The organism is Sphingopyxis sp. 113P3, from assembly GCF_001278035.1.
Classification (GTDB): domain Bacteria; phylum Pseudomonadota; class Alphaproteobacteria; order Sphingomonadales; family Sphingomonadaceae; genus Sphingopyxis.
On the sequence record NZ_CP009452.1, the window covers coordinates 2,473,573 to 2,489,890 of the forward strand.

Annotated in this window: 16 protein-coding genes and 1 tRNA gene; 13 read left to right on the plus strand and 4 right to left on the minus strand. The window is 63.5% G+C overall.

Going from position 1 to position 16,318, the window contains the following annotated elements; all coding sequences use genetic code 11:
• Positions 1 to 47 precede the first annotated feature (47 nt).
• From purB to LH20_RS12135, 9 genes are all read left to right on the plus strand, one after another.
• Entirely contained in the window at positions 48 to 1,364 is a 1,317-nt protein-coding gene (gene purB, locus LH20_RS12095) for an adenylosuccinate lyase (RefSeq protein WP_053554409.1), read from the plus strand.
• A 72-nt stretch (positions 1,365 to 1,436) separates the two neighbouring features.
• Entirely contained in the window at positions 1,437 to 1,778 is a 342-nt protein-coding gene (locus LH20_RS12100; protein WP_053554410.1) for a LapA family protein, read from the plus strand.
• Positions 1,775 to 2,449 carry an orotidine-5'-phosphate decarboxylase gene (pyrF, locus tag LH20_RS12105; RefSeq protein WP_053554411.1) on the plus strand — a complete coding sequence of 225 codons (675 nt, stop codon included), beginning with the start codon at positions 1,775 to 1,777 and terminating at the stop codon, positions 2,447 to 2,449. The genes LH20_RS12100 and pyrF overlap by 4 nt, the downstream gene beginning before the upstream one ends.
• 109 nt (positions 2,450 to 2,558) lie before the next feature.
• Positions 2,559 to 3,188 (plus strand): phosphoribosylanthranilate isomerase, encoded by a 630-nt coding sequence (locus LH20_RS12110; protein ID WP_053554412.1) that lies wholly within the window; start codon positions 2,559 to 2,561, stop codon positions 3,186 to 3,188.
• A complete protein-coding gene (gene trpB / locus LH20_RS12115) occupies positions 3,185 to 4,396 on the plus strand; it encodes a tryptophan synthase subunit beta (protein WP_053554413.1) in 1,212 nt (403 codons plus the stop codon). The genes LH20_RS12110 and trpB overlap by 4 nt, the downstream gene beginning before the upstream one ends.
• Positions 4,393 to 4,599: a hypothetical protein gene (locus tag LH20_RS12120; RefSeq protein ID WP_053554414.1), complete on the plus strand. Its 207-nt coding sequence runs from the start codon at positions 4,393 to 4,395 to the stop codon at positions 4,597 to 4,599. Before trpB ends, LH20_RS12120 begins: the two co-directional genes overlap by 4 nt.
• The gene (gene trpA / locus LH20_RS12125; protein ID WP_053554415.1) at positions 4,596 to 5,387 is read left to right on the plus strand and encodes a tryptophan synthase subunit alpha; all 792 of its coding nucleotides are present in this window, start codon (positions 4,596 to 4,598) and stop codon (positions 5,385 to 5,387) included. The genes LH20_RS12120 and trpA overlap by 4 nt, the downstream gene beginning before the upstream one ends.
• On the plus strand, positions 5,384 to 6,235 hold the full coding sequence (gene accD, locus LH20_RS12130; protein ID WP_053554416.1) for an acetyl-CoA carboxylase, carboxyltransferase subunit beta: 852 nt from the start codon (positions 5,384 to 5,386) through the stop codon (positions 6,233 to 6,235). Before trpA ends, accD begins: the two co-directional genes overlap by 4 nt.
• 123 nt (positions 6,236 to 6,358) lie before the next feature.
• Positions 6,359 to 7,675: a bifunctional folylpolyglutamate synthase/dihydrofolate synthase gene (locus LH20_RS12135; protein WP_053554417.1), complete on the plus strand. Its 1,317-nt coding sequence runs from the start codon at positions 6,359 to 6,361 to the stop codon at positions 7,673 to 7,675.
• On the opposite strand, the gene LH20_RS12140 is transcribed toward LH20_RS12135, so the two are convergent.
• Both LH20_RS12140 and LH20_RS12145 read right to left on the minus strand, forming a co-directional pair.
• Positions 7,653 to 9,074: an AmpG family muropeptide MFS transporter gene (locus LH20_RS12140; protein ID WP_053554418.1), complete on the minus strand. Its 1,422-nt coding sequence runs from the start codon at positions 9,072 to 9,074 to the stop codon at positions 7,653 to 7,655. The two genes, LH20_RS12135 and LH20_RS12140, sit on opposite strands and share 23 nt — an antisense overlap.
• Positions 9,075 to 9,176: 102 nt before the next feature.
• Positions 9,177 to 9,638 (minus strand): response regulator transcription factor, encoded by a 462-nt coding sequence (locus LH20_RS12145; RefSeq protein ID WP_235526964.1) that lies wholly within the window; start codon positions 9,636 to 9,638, stop codon positions 9,177 to 9,179.
• A gap of 132 nt (positions 9,639 to 9,770) precedes the next feature.
• On the opposite strand from LH20_RS12145, the gene LH20_RS12150 reads away from it, so the two are divergent.
• Both LH20_RS12150 and rsmD read left to right on the plus strand, forming a co-directional pair.
• Positions 9,771 to 10,619: a pseudouridine synthase gene (locus LH20_RS12150; RefSeq protein WP_053554419.1), complete on the plus strand. Its 849-nt coding sequence runs from the start codon at positions 9,771 to 9,773 to the stop codon at positions 10,617 to 10,619.
• Positions 10,616 to 11,161 (plus strand): 16S rRNA (guanine(966)-N(2))-methyltransferase RsmD, encoded by a 546-nt coding sequence (rsmD, locus tag LH20_RS12155; RefSeq protein ID WP_053554420.1) that lies wholly within the window; start codon positions 10,616 to 10,618, stop codon positions 11,159 to 11,161. The genes LH20_RS12150 and rsmD overlap by 4 nt, the downstream gene beginning before the upstream one ends.
• Here the strand turns inward: rsmD and LH20_RS12160 are convergent.
• The gene (locus LH20_RS12160; RefSeq protein WP_053554421.1) at positions 11,136 to 12,407 is read right to left on the minus strand and encodes an MFS transporter; all 1,272 of its coding nucleotides are present in this window, start codon (positions 12,405 to 12,407) and stop codon (positions 11,136 to 11,138) included. The two genes, rsmD and LH20_RS12160, sit on opposite strands and share 26 nt — an antisense overlap.
• Before the next feature lie 218 nt (positions 12,408 to 12,625).
• Here LH20_RS12160 and LH20_RS12165 point away from each other — a divergent pair, with 218 nt between their 5' ends.
• Positions 12,626 to 14,938 (plus strand): ATP-dependent helicase, encoded by a 2,313-nt coding sequence (locus tag LH20_RS12165; RefSeq protein WP_053554422.1) that lies wholly within the window; start codon positions 12,626 to 12,628, stop codon positions 14,936 to 14,938.
• Positions 14,939 to 15,129: 191 nt separating this feature from the next.
• Here LH20_RS12165 and LH20_RS12170 read toward each other — a convergent pair.
• A tRNA-Ala gene (locus LH20_RS12170) sits at positions 15,130 to 15,205 on the minus strand.
• Positions 15,206 to 15,299: 94 nt separating this feature from the next.
• Here LH20_RS12170 and LH20_RS12175 point away from each other — a divergent pair.
• The gene (locus tag LH20_RS12175) at positions 15,300 to 16,316 is read left to right on the plus strand and encodes an NADP-dependent oxidoreductase (protein ID WP_083455391.1); all 1,017 of its coding nucleotides are present in this window, start codon (positions 15,300 to 15,302) and stop codon (positions 16,314 to 16,316) included.
• Positions 16,317 to 16,318 lie beyond the last annotated feature (2 nt).

Genomic DNA, 16,318 nt, shown 5'->3' on the forward strand with positions numbered 1-16,318 from the left:
TTTCGCACCTATTCCGCGATAAATCGTAATAAAAGGAAGGAAATCCAATGGTTCCGCGTTACGCCCGGCCCGCGATGACAGCCATCTGGTCGGCCGAGAATCGCTACCGAATCTGGTTCGAGATCGAGGCGCATGCGACCGACGCGCTTGCCGAACTCGGCACGGTACCCAAGTCTGCAGCTAAAGCGCTCTGGGACTGGTGGGCCACCGGGCCTGCGATCGACGTCGACGCAATCGACGCGATCGAAGCGGTGACGAAGCATGACGTCATCGCCTTCCTGACATGGGTGGCTGAAAATGTCGGAGAGGAAGCGCGCTTCATGCACCAGGGAATGACGTCGAGCGACGTTCTCGACACCTGCCTTGCTGTGCAACTGACGCAGGCGGCCGACATATTGCTTGCCGATCTCGACGCGCTGCTTGAGGCGATCAAGCGCAGAGCCTTTGAGCACAAGCTGACCCCGACGATTGGCCGCAGCCACGGCATCCACGCCGAGCCCGTGACCTTTGGCCTGAAGCTCGCCGAAGCCTATGCCGAATTTTCGCGCGGCAAGGATCGGCTGCTCGCCGCCCGCGCCGAGATTGCGACCTGTGCCATTTCAGGCGCGGTCGGCACCTTTGCGAATATCGATCCCCGGGTCGAGGCGCACGTCGCTCAAAAGCTCGGGCTTTCGATCGAACCCGTTTCAACGCAGGTCATTCCGCGCGATCGTCACGCGATGTTCTTTGCAACTCTTGGTGTCATTGCATCGTCGATCGAGCGGCTTGCAGTCGAGGTTCGTCACCTTCAGCGCACCGAAGTCCTCGAAGCGGAGGAATATTTCTCGCCGGGGCAGAAGGGGTCCTCGGCGATGCCGCACAAGCGCAACCCCGTGCTCACCGAGAATTTGACGGGCCTTGCGCGCATGGTCCGTAGCGCCGCGCTCCCCGCGATGGAGAATGTGGCGCTCTGGCACGAGCGTGACATCAGCCACTCGTCGGTCGAGCGCTTCATCGGCCCCGATGCGACGATCACCCTCGATTTCGCGCTCGCGCGGCTCACCGGGGTTGTTGACAAGCTCCTCGTCTATCCTGAGCGGATGCAGAAGAATCTCGACCGCATGGGCGGCCTCGTTCACTCCCAGCGCGTCCTTCTGGCTCTGACGCAGGCAGGTGCGAGCCGCGAGGACAGCTATCGCATGGTCCAGCGTAACGCGATGAAAGTATGGGAGTCGGACGGTAAGCTCTCGCTCCTTGAATTGCTCAAGGCTGACGGCGATGTCACTGCGCGGCTGTCAGCAGATCAGCTAACCGAGCTCTTTGATCTTGGCTATCATCTAAAGCAGGTCGACACGATCTTCGCGCGCGTGTTCGGCGCCTCCTAGACTGGTTGGGCTGGAAACCCGGGCAAAACTCGCATAGGAAATGCGAGGGGCCGAACGAGGAGCAAACGCCAAGTGGGAATCCTGCGTACGATCATCTGGGTCTTGCTGACCGTCGTGCTCGTCCTGTTCGCCATGGCGAACTGGAATCCGGTGACCGTCACGATCTGGCCAGGTCAGGTGCTCGACACCAAATTGCCGGTGCTGATCGTCGTTGCCTTTCTCCTCGGGAGCCTCCCGATGTGGATCGCGCTGCGTGCCGCCCGCTGGTCCTTGAGACGTCGTCTCGACACAAGCGAGCGCCAGCTCGCCGACCTGCGCGCAATGGCCAATCGCGCCGCAGAACCCGCGCCCGCTTCGCCCCCGGCATCGGCACCGGTCAATGACATTCCTCCATTGCCGCTGGATCCCCAATGACATCGCCGCTCTATCTCGCCATTGACACCCCGCATCTCGACGCTGCGCTCACGCTGGCGCAGCGCGTTCGCCATCATGTGGGGGGCTTCAAGCTCGGGCTTGAATTCTTCTGCGCCAACGGTCACCACGGGGTGCATGAAGTGGCTAAGCTGGGTCTGCCCATCTTCCTCGACCTCAAGCTGCACGACATTCCGAACACGGTAGCGAAGGCGATCCAGGCGCTGCGTCCGCTCGAGCCGGCTGTCCTTACCGTTCACGCCGCCGGGGGACGTGCGATGCTCGAAGAGGCCAAAGCGGCAGCGGGCTTGAACACGAAAGTGGTGGCGGTAACCGTGCTGACCAGCCTCGACACCTCCGATCTTGGCGACATAGGAGTTGAAGGATCCCCGCATGACCAAGTGGTCCGGCTCGCGGCGCTGGCGCGGGAAAGCGGGCTCGACGGGATCGTCTGCTCCGGGCACGAGGTGAAAGCCGCGCGGAATGCCTGGCCAAGCGGATTTTTCGTGGTTCCCGGTGTTCGTCCCTCCAACGGCAAGACCGGCGATCAGAAACGGGTGGTGACCCCGGCGCAGGCGATGACCGACGGCGCATCCATCCTCGTTGTAGGGCGCCCGATCAGCCAATCGGAAGACCCCGACCTCGCAGCGCGCGAGATCGAAGCGACGCTTTAAGGCAAATTCACCGCCGTTCGTGCCGAGCCCAGTCGAGCACCCATCGGACCAGCGCGAGGCCGAGGGCTCTCGTTATCGCTCGATGCGAACAGCCTAGCAGAGACAAGTCATGCCCCCACTCGTTAAGATCTGCGGCCTCTCCACCCCGGAAGCGCTCGATGCGGCGATTCAGCTTGGCGCTACCCACATCGGGTTTGTTCACTATGAGCCGAGCCCGCGTCACGTCGATCTCAAGACCGCGGCCGAGCTTCGCCGGCGGGCAGGCTCGATGGTGAAGGTTGCCCTCCTCCTCGTCAACGCCTCGCCCCAGCTTACGGGGGCTGCCTACAGCGCTGTGCGTCCCGATATCATCCAGTTTCACGGCAGCGAAACCCCCGAGTGGATTGCCGCTGTCAAGCAGCATGTGTCCGCCGAGGTATGGAAGGCCGTCGGGCTCCGGGATGCAGGAACGCTTGGGCGCTCGCGGCAATATGAGGGGATCGTCGACCGCCTGCTCTTTGACGCCCCCGCACAGGCGCTGCCGGGTGGCACCGGCACGCGTTTCGACTGGACCCTCCTTGCCAACCACCGCCATACGATGGATTGGGGGATTGCCGGGGGCCTGACCCCTTCCAATGTCGCCGAGGCTCTGGCCGCGACCAGTGCGCCGCTCCTCGATGTCTCCTCGGGCGTGGAGCGCGCGCCGGGCGTCAAGGATGTGGACAAGATCGCCGCGTTCCTTAAAGCGGCGGGACGATGACCGACCGACCCAACAGCCTTCGCACCGGCCCCGACGACCGCGGCCATTTCGGCGCCTTCGGCGGCCGCTACGTCGCCGAGACCCTGATGCCGCTGATCCTCGACCTGGAGCGTCACTATCGCGCGGCGCAGCAGGACGGGGCTTTCAAGGCGGAGTTCGAACGTCTGCTTGAGCATTATGTCGGACGCCCGAGCCCGCTATGGTTCGCCGAACGACTGACCGCAAATCTTGGCGGCGCGAAAATCTACCTCAAGCGCGAGGATCTCAATCATACCGGTGCGCACAAGATCAACAATTGTATCGGCCAGATCCTGCTTGCGAAACGCATGGGCAAGACGAAGATCATTGCCGAGACAGGCGCCGGCCAGCACGGCGTCGCGACCGCGACCGTCGCCGCGCTGTTCGGCCTTCCCTGCACCATTTTCATGGGCGCGGTCGACGTCGCACGCCAGCAGCCCAATGTCTTCCGCATGAAATTGCTCGGCGCCGAGGTGGTCGCGGTCGAAAGCGGAGCGAAGACGCTCAAGGATGCGATGAACGAGGCACTGCGGCACTGGGTCGCCAACGTCCACGATACTTTCTACATCATCGGGACCGTCGCGGGTCCGCACCCCTATCCCGAACTTGTCCGGGACTTCCAGTCGGTGATCGGCAAGGAAGCGCGCGAGCAGATCCTCCAGGCCGAAGGCCGTCTCCCCGATATGCTGATCGCCCCTGTCGGCGGCGGCTCAAACGCCATCGGACTTTTTCATCCGTTTCTCGACGAGGAAAATGTCGAGATCGTCGGAGTCGAGGCCGCAGGCGAAGGACTGGACAAGAAACATGCCGCGAGCCTTGCTGGCGGGCGCCCCGGCATCCTCCACGGCAACAAGACCTATCTCCTGCAGGACGAGGATGGCCAGATTACAGAGGCGCACAGCATCTCGGCAGGGCTCGACTATCCCGGCATCGGACCCGAGCATGCCTGGCTCCACGAGATCGGCCGCGTGCGTTACGAGCCCGTCACCGATGCCGAGGCGCTGGCGAGTTTCCAGAAACTCACGAAGCTCGAAGGCATCATCCCCGCACTTGAGAGCGCCCACGCGATCGCTGCCGCAGAGCGCATTGCGCCTACGCTGGGCAAGGACAAGATCATCATCGTCAACTGCTCGGGCCGCGGCGACAAGGATATTTTCACGGTGGCCGATGCGCTCGGAGTGAAACTATGATCCGCGCCTCTGTTTGGTTCCTTTTCATAGCCGGCGTCGCGCTTGGGCTGACCGCTATCGTCTCATTCCTCGCAAGCTTCTTGTTTTCGCAGCCCTGGAGCAAATATCTTGGCATGACGGTCGGCATTGGGTTCAGCGTCATCCAAGCGGAGAAAATTTTCGTTCGCCTCTGGTCCGAGCCGACGAAGGGATGGGCGGAATGACCCGCTTCACAGCCGCCTTTTCGAAGCCGCATCCCGCGCTCGTCGCCTTCATCACCGGCGGCGACGGCGACACCGCCGCAAACCTCGATGCGCTCGTCGCGGGGGGCGCCGATGTGATCGAACTCGGCATGCCCTTCACCGACCCGATGGCCGACGGACCAGCGATCCAGGCCGCGAATCTGCGCGCGCTCGGAAAAGGCACGACGACCGCAGAGCTTTTCGCGATCGCAGGGGCCTTTCGCGAGCGTCACCCGCACATCCCGCTCGTCCTCATGGGATATGCCAATCCGATGACAATCCGCGGTGCCGACTGGTTTGCCGCCGAATGTGCCAAGGCTGGCATCGATGGCGTCATCTGCGTCGACATCCCTTCCGAGGAAGACGCCGAACTGGGCCCCGCTCTGCGAAGCGCCGGGGTTGACCTCATCCGTCTTGCCACCCCGACGACAGACGCTGCGCGCTTGCCCGACGTGCTGAACGGCGCCGGAGGCTTCCTCTATTACGTCTCGGTTGCCGGCATCACCGGGCTTCAGCAGGCCGCGCAGGCGAGCATCGAAGATGCCGTTGCGCGTCTCAAGTCTGCGACCGATCTCCCAGTGGCAGTCGGCTTCGGCGTCCGCACGCCTCAGCAGGCCGCGGCGATCGCGAAGGTCGCCGACGGCGTCGTCGTCGGCTCGGCTCTTGTCGATATCATCGCCGAGCATGGCGAGGCCGCCGCAGCGCCGCTCGAAGCCTTCACCCGCACCCTCGCCGATGCTATCCACGGCGCAAAGGAGATCGCCGCATGAGCTGGCTCGACCGTGTCCGCAACGCCCTGCCCTTCACCGCAAAGCGCGATACGGCGGACAATCTGTGGCACAAGTGCCGCCAGTGCCAGCAGATGGTATTCGTCAAGGAGTGGGAAGATAATCTCAACGTCTGCCCGCGCTGCGACCACCATGACCGCATCGGTGCCAAAGAGCGTTTCGCACAGCTTTTCGACGGGGGCCTGCACGAGATCATTCCCGCCCCCGCGGCGCCGGAGGACCCGCTGAAGTTCCGCGACACGAAAAAATATGTCGACCGCATCAAGGCGGCCCGCGCGCAGACCGGTGACCGCGATGCCTATCAGAACGGTTTCGGCCGCATCGACGGCCGCCCGGTCGTTGTCGGCGTGCAGGATTTCGCCTTCATGGGCGGATCAATGGGGGTCGCGGTCGGTGAAGCTTTCGTCACCGGCGTCGAAGAGGCGATCAAGCGCGGCTGCCCCTATGTCGCGGTCACGGCTGCCGGCGGAGCGCGGATGCAGGAGGGCACGCTCTCGCTCATGCAGATGCCGCGGGCGACCGTCGCGCTCGCACGGCTGCGCCGCGCGGGCCTTCCCTATATCGTGCTGCTGACCGATCCCACGACAGGGGGTGTCACCGCAAGCTATGCCATGCTCGGCGACGTTCAGATCAGCGAGCCCAGGGCCCTGATCGGTTTTGCAGGCCAGCGCGTGATCGAGAACACGATCCGCGAAAAGCTGCCCGAAGGCTTCCAGCGCGCCGAATATCTGCTCGATCACGGAATGATCGACATGGTGGTGCACCGCAAGGACCTGCCGGCCGCGCTAGGACGGCTGATCGCCTATCTCGCGCCTGAAAGGGCGGCCTGACGTCCAACCATGTCGTTGCGGGGCGCCGCGGCCATGAAGCAGCGGCCGACGGTCGCCCGACGGGCCCCAGGCCGAACTCTGCTTCGCTTCGCCCACAAAGACGCAGTAAAGGCGTGAACCGAAATGCCCGACCACGCCCAAAGCTCGGACCCGGCCGTCCAGACCCAACTCGATCGCCTCGCGGCATTGTCGCCTGGGCGCGACATTCTGGGGCTCGAAAGGATTGCCGAGCTTTGCGAGCGTCTGGGCAATCCCCAGGAGCGGCTGCCCCGCACCTTTCATGTCGCAGGGACCAACGGCAAGGGTTCGACCTGCGCCTATTTGCGGGCAATCCTGGAGGCTCAGGGACGCCGCGTTCACTCTTATACGAGTCCGCACCTCGTCCGCTTCAATGAGCGTATTCGCCTCGCCGGCAGCCTGATCGACGACGCGCTCCTCGCGATGATCCTCGCCGAGGTGCTCGACAAGGCCGAGGATTTGCAGGCGAGCTTTTTCGAGGTGACGACAGCAGCCGCCTTTCTGGCTTTTGCGCGCACGCCCGCTGACGATTGCATTATCGAGGTCGGACTCGGCGGCCGCCTCGATGCGACCAACATCATCCCTGCGCCGGCGGTGTGCGCAATCGCCTCGCTGGGCATCGATCACGAAGCTTTTCTGCTCGCCCCTGAAGAGGAGGCGCCGTCCGAGCCTGCGACGCGAATCGCGTGGGAGAAGGCCGGTATCGTCAAACCGGGCGCCGCGCTTGCTACCCTTGCCTATCCGCGGCCCCTTGCCCGCATCATCGCCGCTCGCGCAAAAGCCGCTGGCGTTACGCCCTTTGTCGAGAACGATGCTTGGTCGATCGAGGCTGTTGGCGATGGGTTTCGCTGGAAGTCCATTGACCACATATTGCCGGGCCTGCTGCGACCCGGCATGGCCGGCGCGCACCAGATGCGCAACGCGGGCCTGGCCATTGCGATGCTGCACCTCGCGCCGGGCGATAGACCAGACGCTGAGGCGATCGCGCGAGGCGTTGCGAACGCCTTCTGGCCCGCCCGGCTGCAGCGGCTTGGAACTGGGCCGCTTACCGCACAGCTTCCGTCAGCAACCGAACTATGGCTCGATGGCGCCCACAATGCCGATGCCGGCATACAGCTTGCGCGTCATTTCGAGACCGAGCCTCGCCGTATCCATCTTGTCACCGGCATGCTCGCAAACAAGCATCCCGAGGCGATCCTTGCGCCGCTCACCCCCAGCCTTGCTTCGGTGACCGTCGTCCCTGTCCCCGGCCACGACCACCATGATCGCGCCGCCTTCGGCCCCGGCGCGCGACAAGCGCCAAATGTCGCGGCAGCGCTTGCCAGCCTGACCGTCGATCCTGCGCGTGAAATCGTCCTGATCGCCGGCTCGCTTTATCTCGCGGGCGCGGTGCTTGAACTCAACGGGGAGTTTCCAGAATAGGTTCGTCGCCGTCCGCAGCCACCTCGTGCCCGTCATCTTCGGTGCTCGGCTGCCGCACCGTCTGCACGACGAATCCGCGCTTCCATAGCAACCAGAGCAAGATCATTCCCGGAGCGGCGATCACGACGGTGAACAGCCAGAAGCCGACCCAGCCCAGCGTCTCTGCGACATAGCCTCCGGGCGCCGCGAGCCATGTGCGCCCGACCGCCGCGAAGGAGGAGAGCAAGGCGAATTGCGTCGCCGTATAGGCCAGACTCGAGAGGCCGGAGAGATAGGTCACGAAGACAGTGAGGCCGATCCCGCTGGTAAAATTCTCCGTCCCCACCGCGATCGCCAGCATGAGCGGCGAATGACCCGCGGATGCAAGCACGGCAAACAGCAGATTGCTGAACATCATCAGCAGCCCTGAAATCAGCAGGGCCCGTCCCATGCCGAGCCAGGCGATGAAGGGCGCGCCGCACGCCGACCCGATGATCAAGGCAACGAAACCGACGCCCTTGTTGATGGCGACGAATTCCGTGTCGGTAAAACCAAGCTCGACGATCATCGGGTTGAGCATCCCCTGCCCCATTGCGTCACCGACCTTGTAGATCAGGACAAACAGCAGGATCAGCACCGCGCCGTGTCGTCCCAGGAATTCCCGAAAGGGGCTGACCACGGTTTCGTTGAGCCACGCGGCAAACCCCTGGTCTGCGCCGCGCGCCTGCGATGGATGGAAACGCCCTGGGCCTGCCAGAAGCGCTGCGACGGCAGCAGGCAGCACGGCTAGCCCCGTGAAGGCATAGGCCGCCGCCCAACCCAGCCCGAACCCTTCGGGCGATGCGAGGGCGATCGTGCCAACCCCGGCGATCAGGTTGCCGGTGCGATAGCCGAACTGGTTCATCGCGGTGCCGTGCGGCAGTTCAGCATCACTCAATATCTCGATGCGGTAGGCATCGATAACAATATCCTGCGTTGCGGACAGGAAGGCGACGACGATCGCCCATATCGCGAAGGGTGCGAGATGATCGTTGGAAGGGTTGCTCGCGCCCAATTGCCAGATCGCGATCACGAGCAGCGCCTGGATCACGAATAGCCAGCTTCGCCGCTGACCCAGCAGACGGGTCAGCACTGGTATCGGCAGGCGGTCGACCAGTGGTGCCCACAGGAATTTCAGCGTGTAAGGGGTGGTGAGGCCAATCGCAAAACCGATCGTGGACTTCTCGATACCAACCTTCGACAGCCAGAAGGTCATCGTCGCCAGCAAAAGAGTCAGAGGAAAGCCGCTCGATATGCCCAGTAGAAAGGCGACGATGGGCATCGGCCGTCTATAGGGAGCAAACGCCGGAATGATGTAGGCAAGGCCGATGATCACGGCAATCACCGCGACCAGGATCGCGCTATCGAAACCAAGCTGCATCGTCCCTCCCTCGGCCGCTCGGTCGAGCCAACCTCCTTTGCACGGAAAAACGGCCTAATGTCTCGTGAACAAATTGGAAGCCGCAAATCGGCGGACTGAAACTCAGGCGGCCTCGGGCCGCCAGTATGTTTGCAGTCCGCTGACCTTGCGCGGCAGCTTTTTCTGGCAGATCATCGTCTCGATCGCCCGCAGCGCGCCAATCAGAGCCGCCGGAGAATGGGGCTTGTTGAGACAGGCGAGCGCAATGTCAGCGGCGTCTTTCGGGCATTGCCCGGTCACGAGAAGCACCGCGACACCGCGATCACGCGCGAGCCGCGCGACCTCGCGTCCGGTCATATGCCCTGCCAGGCCGAGGTCGAGCACAATCGCGTCGACCGCCTCGGTGGCCATCACCGCGACGGCCGCTTCGCCCGTATCGACCGTGGCGACGATCGTGTAGCCATTGTGCTTGAGACTATGCTCATAGTCGAAGGCGACCAGCGGATCATCCTCGATGACCAGCAGCCGCTTGATGCACGACAGGCGAGTCGCAAAGAGCATAAGATCTCCGTTCCATCGCGCCATGACTCGCTCCTTTCCCTCGTGCAATATCGCTTCTGCTTCCCATCGACGAAGCGGCACTTTTCCGGTTATGAGCGTGATCACAACGCAACACTTTTTCTTCCCGAAAAACGACAAGAAAGCCCATCCGTTCCGATGACGAACCGTCGCCCACCTCGATCCGCGCCCCGATCGTCGCCCGACCGCGATGCACCAAAGGGGCGCCGCGCGGCCCGCGCCGCGTCGCCGCGCAAGCCCCACGCGGCCGATCCCGAGCGCGAAGACGAGCCGCAGCGGATTTCGAAGTTGCTCGCGCGTGCCGGTGTCGGATCGCGCCGCGATGTCGAGCGAATGATCGAGGAAGGACGGGTTGCGCTGAACGGCGAAACGGTGTCGCAGCCCGCACCGCTCCTCCCCTCGCTCGAGGGGCTCACGGTCGACGGCAATCCGGTTGCGAAGCCCGTCTCGACCCGCCTTTACCGCTTCCACAAGCCCTCAGGTTGCCTCACGGCCGCGCGCGACCCTAAGGGTCGCAAGACGATTTATGACATTCTGCCCAAAGGGCTGCCGCGTCTGATGCCCGTTGGACGCCTCGACTATAACACCGAGGGACTGTTGCTCCTCACCAATGACGGCGCGTTCAAGCGCCAGCTCGAACTGCCCGCCAGCGGCGTCGAGCGTACCTATCGCGCGCGCGCCTTTGGCGACATCAGCCAGACGCAGCTGGAAGATCTCGTCGAAGGCATCACGATCGACGGCATCCGCTACGGCAAGATCGACGCCAATCTGGAACGCCGCACCGGACGCAACCAGTGGATCGAGCTCACGCTGACCGAAGGCAAGAACCGGGAAGTGCGCCGCGTTCTTGAACATCTCGGGCTCCAGGTCAGCCGCCTGATCCGCACGCGCTACGGGCAGTTCACCGTGGGGGACCTTGCGGTCGGAGCGGTTGAGATCGTCCCCCGCGATGAACTGTTCCAATTCCGGCGGCGTCTCGACAAATGAGAGTGATTGCGGGCGAATGGCGCGGGCGAAAGCTGCTCGCGCCCAAGAATGGCGCGACGCGGCCCACCGCGGATCGCACACGCGAGACGCTGTTCTCGATGCTCGCAAGCCGCCTCGGCAGCTTCGAGGGGTTATATGTGGCCGACCTTTTCTCAGGGTCGGGAGCGCTCGGGATCGAGGCGCTATCGCGCGGCGCGGATCGCTGTCTGTTCAGCGAGCAAGACCGGGATGCGCTCGATGCCTTGCGCAAGAATCTCGCGAACCTCGGCGCCGCGGAACGCGCCGAGGTTCGCGCCGGTTCTGTCCTCGGCCTCGGACCTGCGCCGCGCGCCTTGGACTTGCTGCTCTTCGACGCGCCCTATGGGACGGGCGCAGGAAGCGTCGCGCTCGACAAGCTCACCCGCCTTGGCTGGGTCGGTCCTGAAAGCTGGGTCTCGGTTGAAACCGCCGACAAGGAGGTCGTCGAGGTCGCCGGATTTGAAGTCGATACCGAACGCAAGGTCGGCAAGGCGCGTCTCACGCTGTTGCGGCGCGCGACCTGACCAGCAACAGCCCGAGCAGGCTCAGCAACCCGGCGACGCCCAGATAGAGACCGACAAAGCTCGTCCCGCCACGCTCGCTCAGCCATTGCGCTGCGATCGGCGCGCCGGCGCCGCCCAATATGCCGCCGACGTTGAACGCGACCGACGCGCCGGTATAGCGCACCCGCACCGGGAAGAGCGCAGGGAGCCACACGCCAAGCGGGCCGTAAACAAGCCCCATCACGAACAGTGACGCCGAGAGGCCCAGCCCGACGACAATCCACGACCCCGAGGCGAGCCATGGCCCGAACAGGAAACCTATTCCCACCGTGGCTGCGCAGCCCCAACTTAGCACGCGCTGCGCACTCGCCGCGTCGCTCCAATAGCCGGCAAAAATGATCCCTGCCGCCATGAACAGTATTGCGCCGAGCTGGATCAGCAGGAACAGCTCTTTCGGGTAGCCGAGCGCGGTCGTTCCGTGCGCCAGCGCGAAGCTCGTCGCGAGATAGAAAATCGCAAAGCAGGCGACAACCGCGAAGGTTCCTGCAAGCAGCGCAACACCATGCTCGCGCAGCACTGCGCCAAGCGGGACTCCAACCGGCGGTTCGCGTTTTAAAGCCTCGGCAAATGCGGGTGTTTCGTGGATCTTCAGCCGCACCCACAATCCCAACCCGACCAGCACGGCCGAAACGAGGAAGGGGATGCGCCAACCCCATGCCGCAAACTCGGCATCACTCAGCCATAGGCCGAGCAGCAGGAACAGACCATTAGCGGCGAGAAAGCCAACCGGTGCGCCCAGCTGGGGCGCCATGCCGAACCGTGCGCGCCAGCCAGGCGGTGCGTTCTCGACCGCGAGAAGCGCTGCGCCGCCCCATTCGCCTCCGAGCCCGAACCCCTGGCCGAAGCGCAAAGTGCACAATAGCAGCGGCGCAATCCATCCCGCCATCGCATAGGTCGGCAAAAAGGCGATCAGCAGCGTCGAGGTGCCCATCAGCATCAGCGAGGCAACGAGCGTCGACTTGCGACCGATTCGGTCGCCGAAATGCCCGAAGACGACCGCGCCCACGGGCCGCGCGAAGAAGGCGAGTCCGAAGCTCATGAAGCTCAGCATCAATTGTGCCGACTCCGATTCGGACGGGAAGAAGAGCGGCCCGAAAACCAGCGCCGCGGCGGTGCCATAAATGTAAAAATCATAAAACTCGACCGCGGTGCCCACGAGGCTCGCCGTCAGGATGCGCCTGTGCGCGCGATAGGGTGCCAGATCCATGGGCGACCGCCCTCTCCTGCTGCTGTCGGTGCCGCTTTGGACGGATTGCCCCGCCTGGCGCAAGGCGAAAGACACGCAGCCGATCCGGAGGCGCTCATAGCCATCTCGACCATCTTCACGTTCGGGGTAACCACTTGTGCATGCGTGCTACAGACCAGGGTCCCCGCGCCGTCGCGCCGCGCTGGACAGGGACGCCGCTGTTCCCTAATCGTTCGCGCGTGAGCAATCTCCCCGCCCCCACCTCGGACATACCGCCCCCCGACCCTTCGGACCCGCCCTATCTGCAGGGATTGAACGGCCCGCAGCGCCAGGCCGTGCTGACGACCGAGGGACCCGTGCTCATGCTGGCGGGGGCCGGGACCGGCAAGACCGCCGCACTGACCGCGCGCCTTGCTCACATCATTGCGACCCGGCGCGCATGGCCGTCAGAGATTCTTGCGGTGACGTTCACCAACAAGGCGGCGCGCGAGATGCGCGAGCGTATCGGGCGGATGATCGGCGATGCGGTGGAGGGCATGCCGTGGCTCGGTACCTTCCACAGCATCGCGGCGAAAATGTTACGCCGCCACGCCGAGCTTGTGGGACTGCAGAGCAATTTTACGATCCTTGACACCGACGACCAGCTTCGGGTTCTCAAGCAGCTGATCCAGGCCGAGGGCCTCGACGAAAAACGGTGGCCGGCGCGCCAGCTTGCGGGGCTGATCGACAAGTGGAAGAATCGCGGCCTGACCCCGCCCGACCTCGATGTGGCGGACAAGGAAGCCTACGCCGACGGAAAAGGGCAGCATTTCTATGCGCTCTATCAGGCGCGACTCAAGACCTTGAACGCCTGTGACTTTGGCGACTTGCTGCTCCATATGCTCGTGATCCTGAAGACCCACCGCGATGTGCTCGAGCAGTATCAGCAGCGCTTCAAATATATTCTCGTCGACGAATATCAGGACACAAACGCCAGCCAGTATCTGTGGCTCAGGCTGCTCGCGCAGGCGCGCAAGAACATCTGCTGTGTCGGCGACGATGACCAGTCGATCTATTCGTGGCGCGGCGCTGAGGTTGCGAACATTTTGCGCTTCGAACAGGATTTCCCCGGCGCGACAGTGATCCGCCTGGAGCAAAATTACCGTTCGACTCCGCAGATACTTGCCGCTGCCTCCGCGCTGATCGCAATGAACAGCGGCCGATTAGGCAAGACGCTGTGGACCGAGCTCGACGAAGGCGACAAGGTCAAGATCGTGGGTGTGTGGGACGGCCCGGAGGAAGCACGGCGAATTGGTGAGGAGCTTGAAAGTCTTCAGCGCCGCGGGATCAGCCTAGAGCGAACCGCGATCCTTGTCCGCGCCCAGTTTCAGACGCGCGAGTTCGAGGATCGCTTTATCGCGATCGGCATGCCTTACCGCATTGTCGGCGGGTTTCGCTTTTACGAACGCGCCGAGATCCGCGATGCGCTCGCTTACCTGCGCCTTGTCCAGTCGCCGGCCGATGATCTCGCATTCGAACGCATCATCAACGTCCCCAAGCGCGGGCTTGGGGACAAGGCCGTGTCACGGATTCACCAGTTTGCTCGGCATGAGCGCACGCCCTTGTTCCATGCCGCGGCGCGGATCACCGAGACCGACGAGCTGACGGCGCAGGCACGCCGCCAGCTTGCCAATTTCATCGCCCTGATGCGCAGCTGGCAGACCAAGGCGAATGACCTGTCGCACCCCGAGCTCACCCAGCTGATCCTTGACGAATCGGGCTATACTGCGATGCTTCAGGCCGATCGGAGCGCCGAGGCGGCAGGGCGCCTTGAAAACCTCTCAGAACTCGTCCGTGCGATGGAGGAATATGACTCGCTTGAAGCCTTCCTCGAGCATGTCAGCCTCGTCATGGACCGCGACAATGACGAACAGAGCGAGACCGTCACGATCATGACGATCCACGCGGCGAAAGGCCTCGAATTCGACCATGTCTTCCTCGCTGGCTGGGAGGATGGCGTTTTTCCCTCGCAGCGGGCGATGGACGAAGGGGGCACCGCAAGCCTCGAAGAGGAGCGGCGCCTCGCCTATGTCGCGATTACCCGCGCGCGGCAGCGCGCCAGCATCTATCACGCCGCGAACCGTCGTATCTACGGCCAGTGGATGAGCAGCATTCCGAGCCGATTCATCGCGGAAATCCCGCCCGAGTTCGTCGAGAGCGAGAACAGTTTCGGCGGCGGTCAGAGCCTGTGGCGCGCCAACTGGGCGGCGCAGGGCGATCCCTTTGCACATGTCGCCGAGCGAAATCCTGCGCGAACGATGACGCGCGGCCCGGCCTGGCAACGCGCGGTGGCCGGCGCGTCGACGATCACCCGCGCTCCCGCCCCGAGCGAAAGGGCGCCCGCTGCCTCTGTGGGCGCCAGGCCGCGAGCCGATCTCGCGATCGGCATGCGCGTGTTCCATGAAAAATTTGGTTACGGCGCGATCACCGACATTGATGGCAACAAGCTCGAGGTCGAATTCGAGCAGGCGGGCACCAAACGTGTCCTTGATGGTTTCGTAAAGCCCGCCTGAACAACCTGACTACCAAATGCTTTTCGCGCTTGTCCAGTTGCTGTGACGAACGGAGCCGATGAAGCGGGCTCGCGGCTGGTTCGCGGCCCGGAGCAAGGCGCTGCCCCAGCGGCCCGCGGCATGACGCATGGCCGGGGATGGCCCCTTTCTGTCCCCGGTCGGCACGCTTCAGCAACAAAGGAGAAGGGTCGTGGTGGAGCCGAGGGGAATCGAACCCCTGACCTCTGCAGTGCGATTGCAGCGCTCTCCCATCTGAGCTACGGCCCCGCGACCGGCGGCCTCTTAACGAGCAAGCTTGACAGTGGCAACGGCTTTTCTGACCAATGAGCCGTCCGCCGGACAAAAAGTGGGGGTGAGACATATGGCGAAGGCCTGGCATCTGCTCAAGCGTCCGCAAGGGCTGCCGACGATGGATGATTTCGCGTTGCGCGAGCTTCCCGAAGCACCGCTCGAGAGGGACCAGCTTCGCGTTCGCAATCATTGGCTGTCGGTCGATCCCTACATGCGTGGGCGGATGAACGATGCGAAAAGCTACACCGCGAGCTTTCAACTTGACCGGCCGATGACCGGCGGCGCGATCGGCGAGGTGATCGAGAGCCACATGGATGGGTTCGCTCCTGGCGACCTCATCTTGCACATGGGGGGCTGGCGCGACGGCGGTGTGATCGGGCTCGACATGGCACCTTTCAAGCTTCCTGCCGATGCGCTTGCTGCAGGAATGCCTCCCCAGACCTTTCTTCACAATATGGGCCTCACAGGCGGTACCGCCTGGATTGGTCTGCTGCGCATCGCGGCCGCCAAAGCTGGCGACACCGTCTTCGTTTCCGCCGCCGCGGGCGCAGTGGGATCGGCGGTGGTCCAGATCGCAAAGGCGCGCGAGATGGTCGTGATCGGATCTGCTGGTGGTGCAGAAAAATGCGCTTGGATCAGTGAATTGGGCGCTGACGCTGTCATCGACTACAAGGCCGGGCCTGTCCTCGATGGGCTTGCAGCGGCGTTGGACACGCTCGGTAAACCTGGCATTGACGTCTATTTCGACAATGTCGGCGGCGAGCATCTTGACGCAGCTTTCGCGAGCGCCAACGATTTCGCACGCTTCGCCATCTGCGGCATGATTGACGTCTATAATGACGGCCATCCGCAAAAGATGCACCATCTCATTCGTACCATCCCGGCGCGTATTCGCATGGAAGGCTTTATCTACACGGACCAGTTCTTCGACTGCATGGAAGAATTCTACGCCGACATGGGCGGATTAATCGCAAGCGGGGCGGTAACGATGCGCGAGACCGTGCACCACGGTCTCGAGGCGGCGCCCAAAGCCTTCCTCGGCCTCTTCGCAGGTGCCAATATCGGAAAAATGCTGGTCCGGCTCTGACC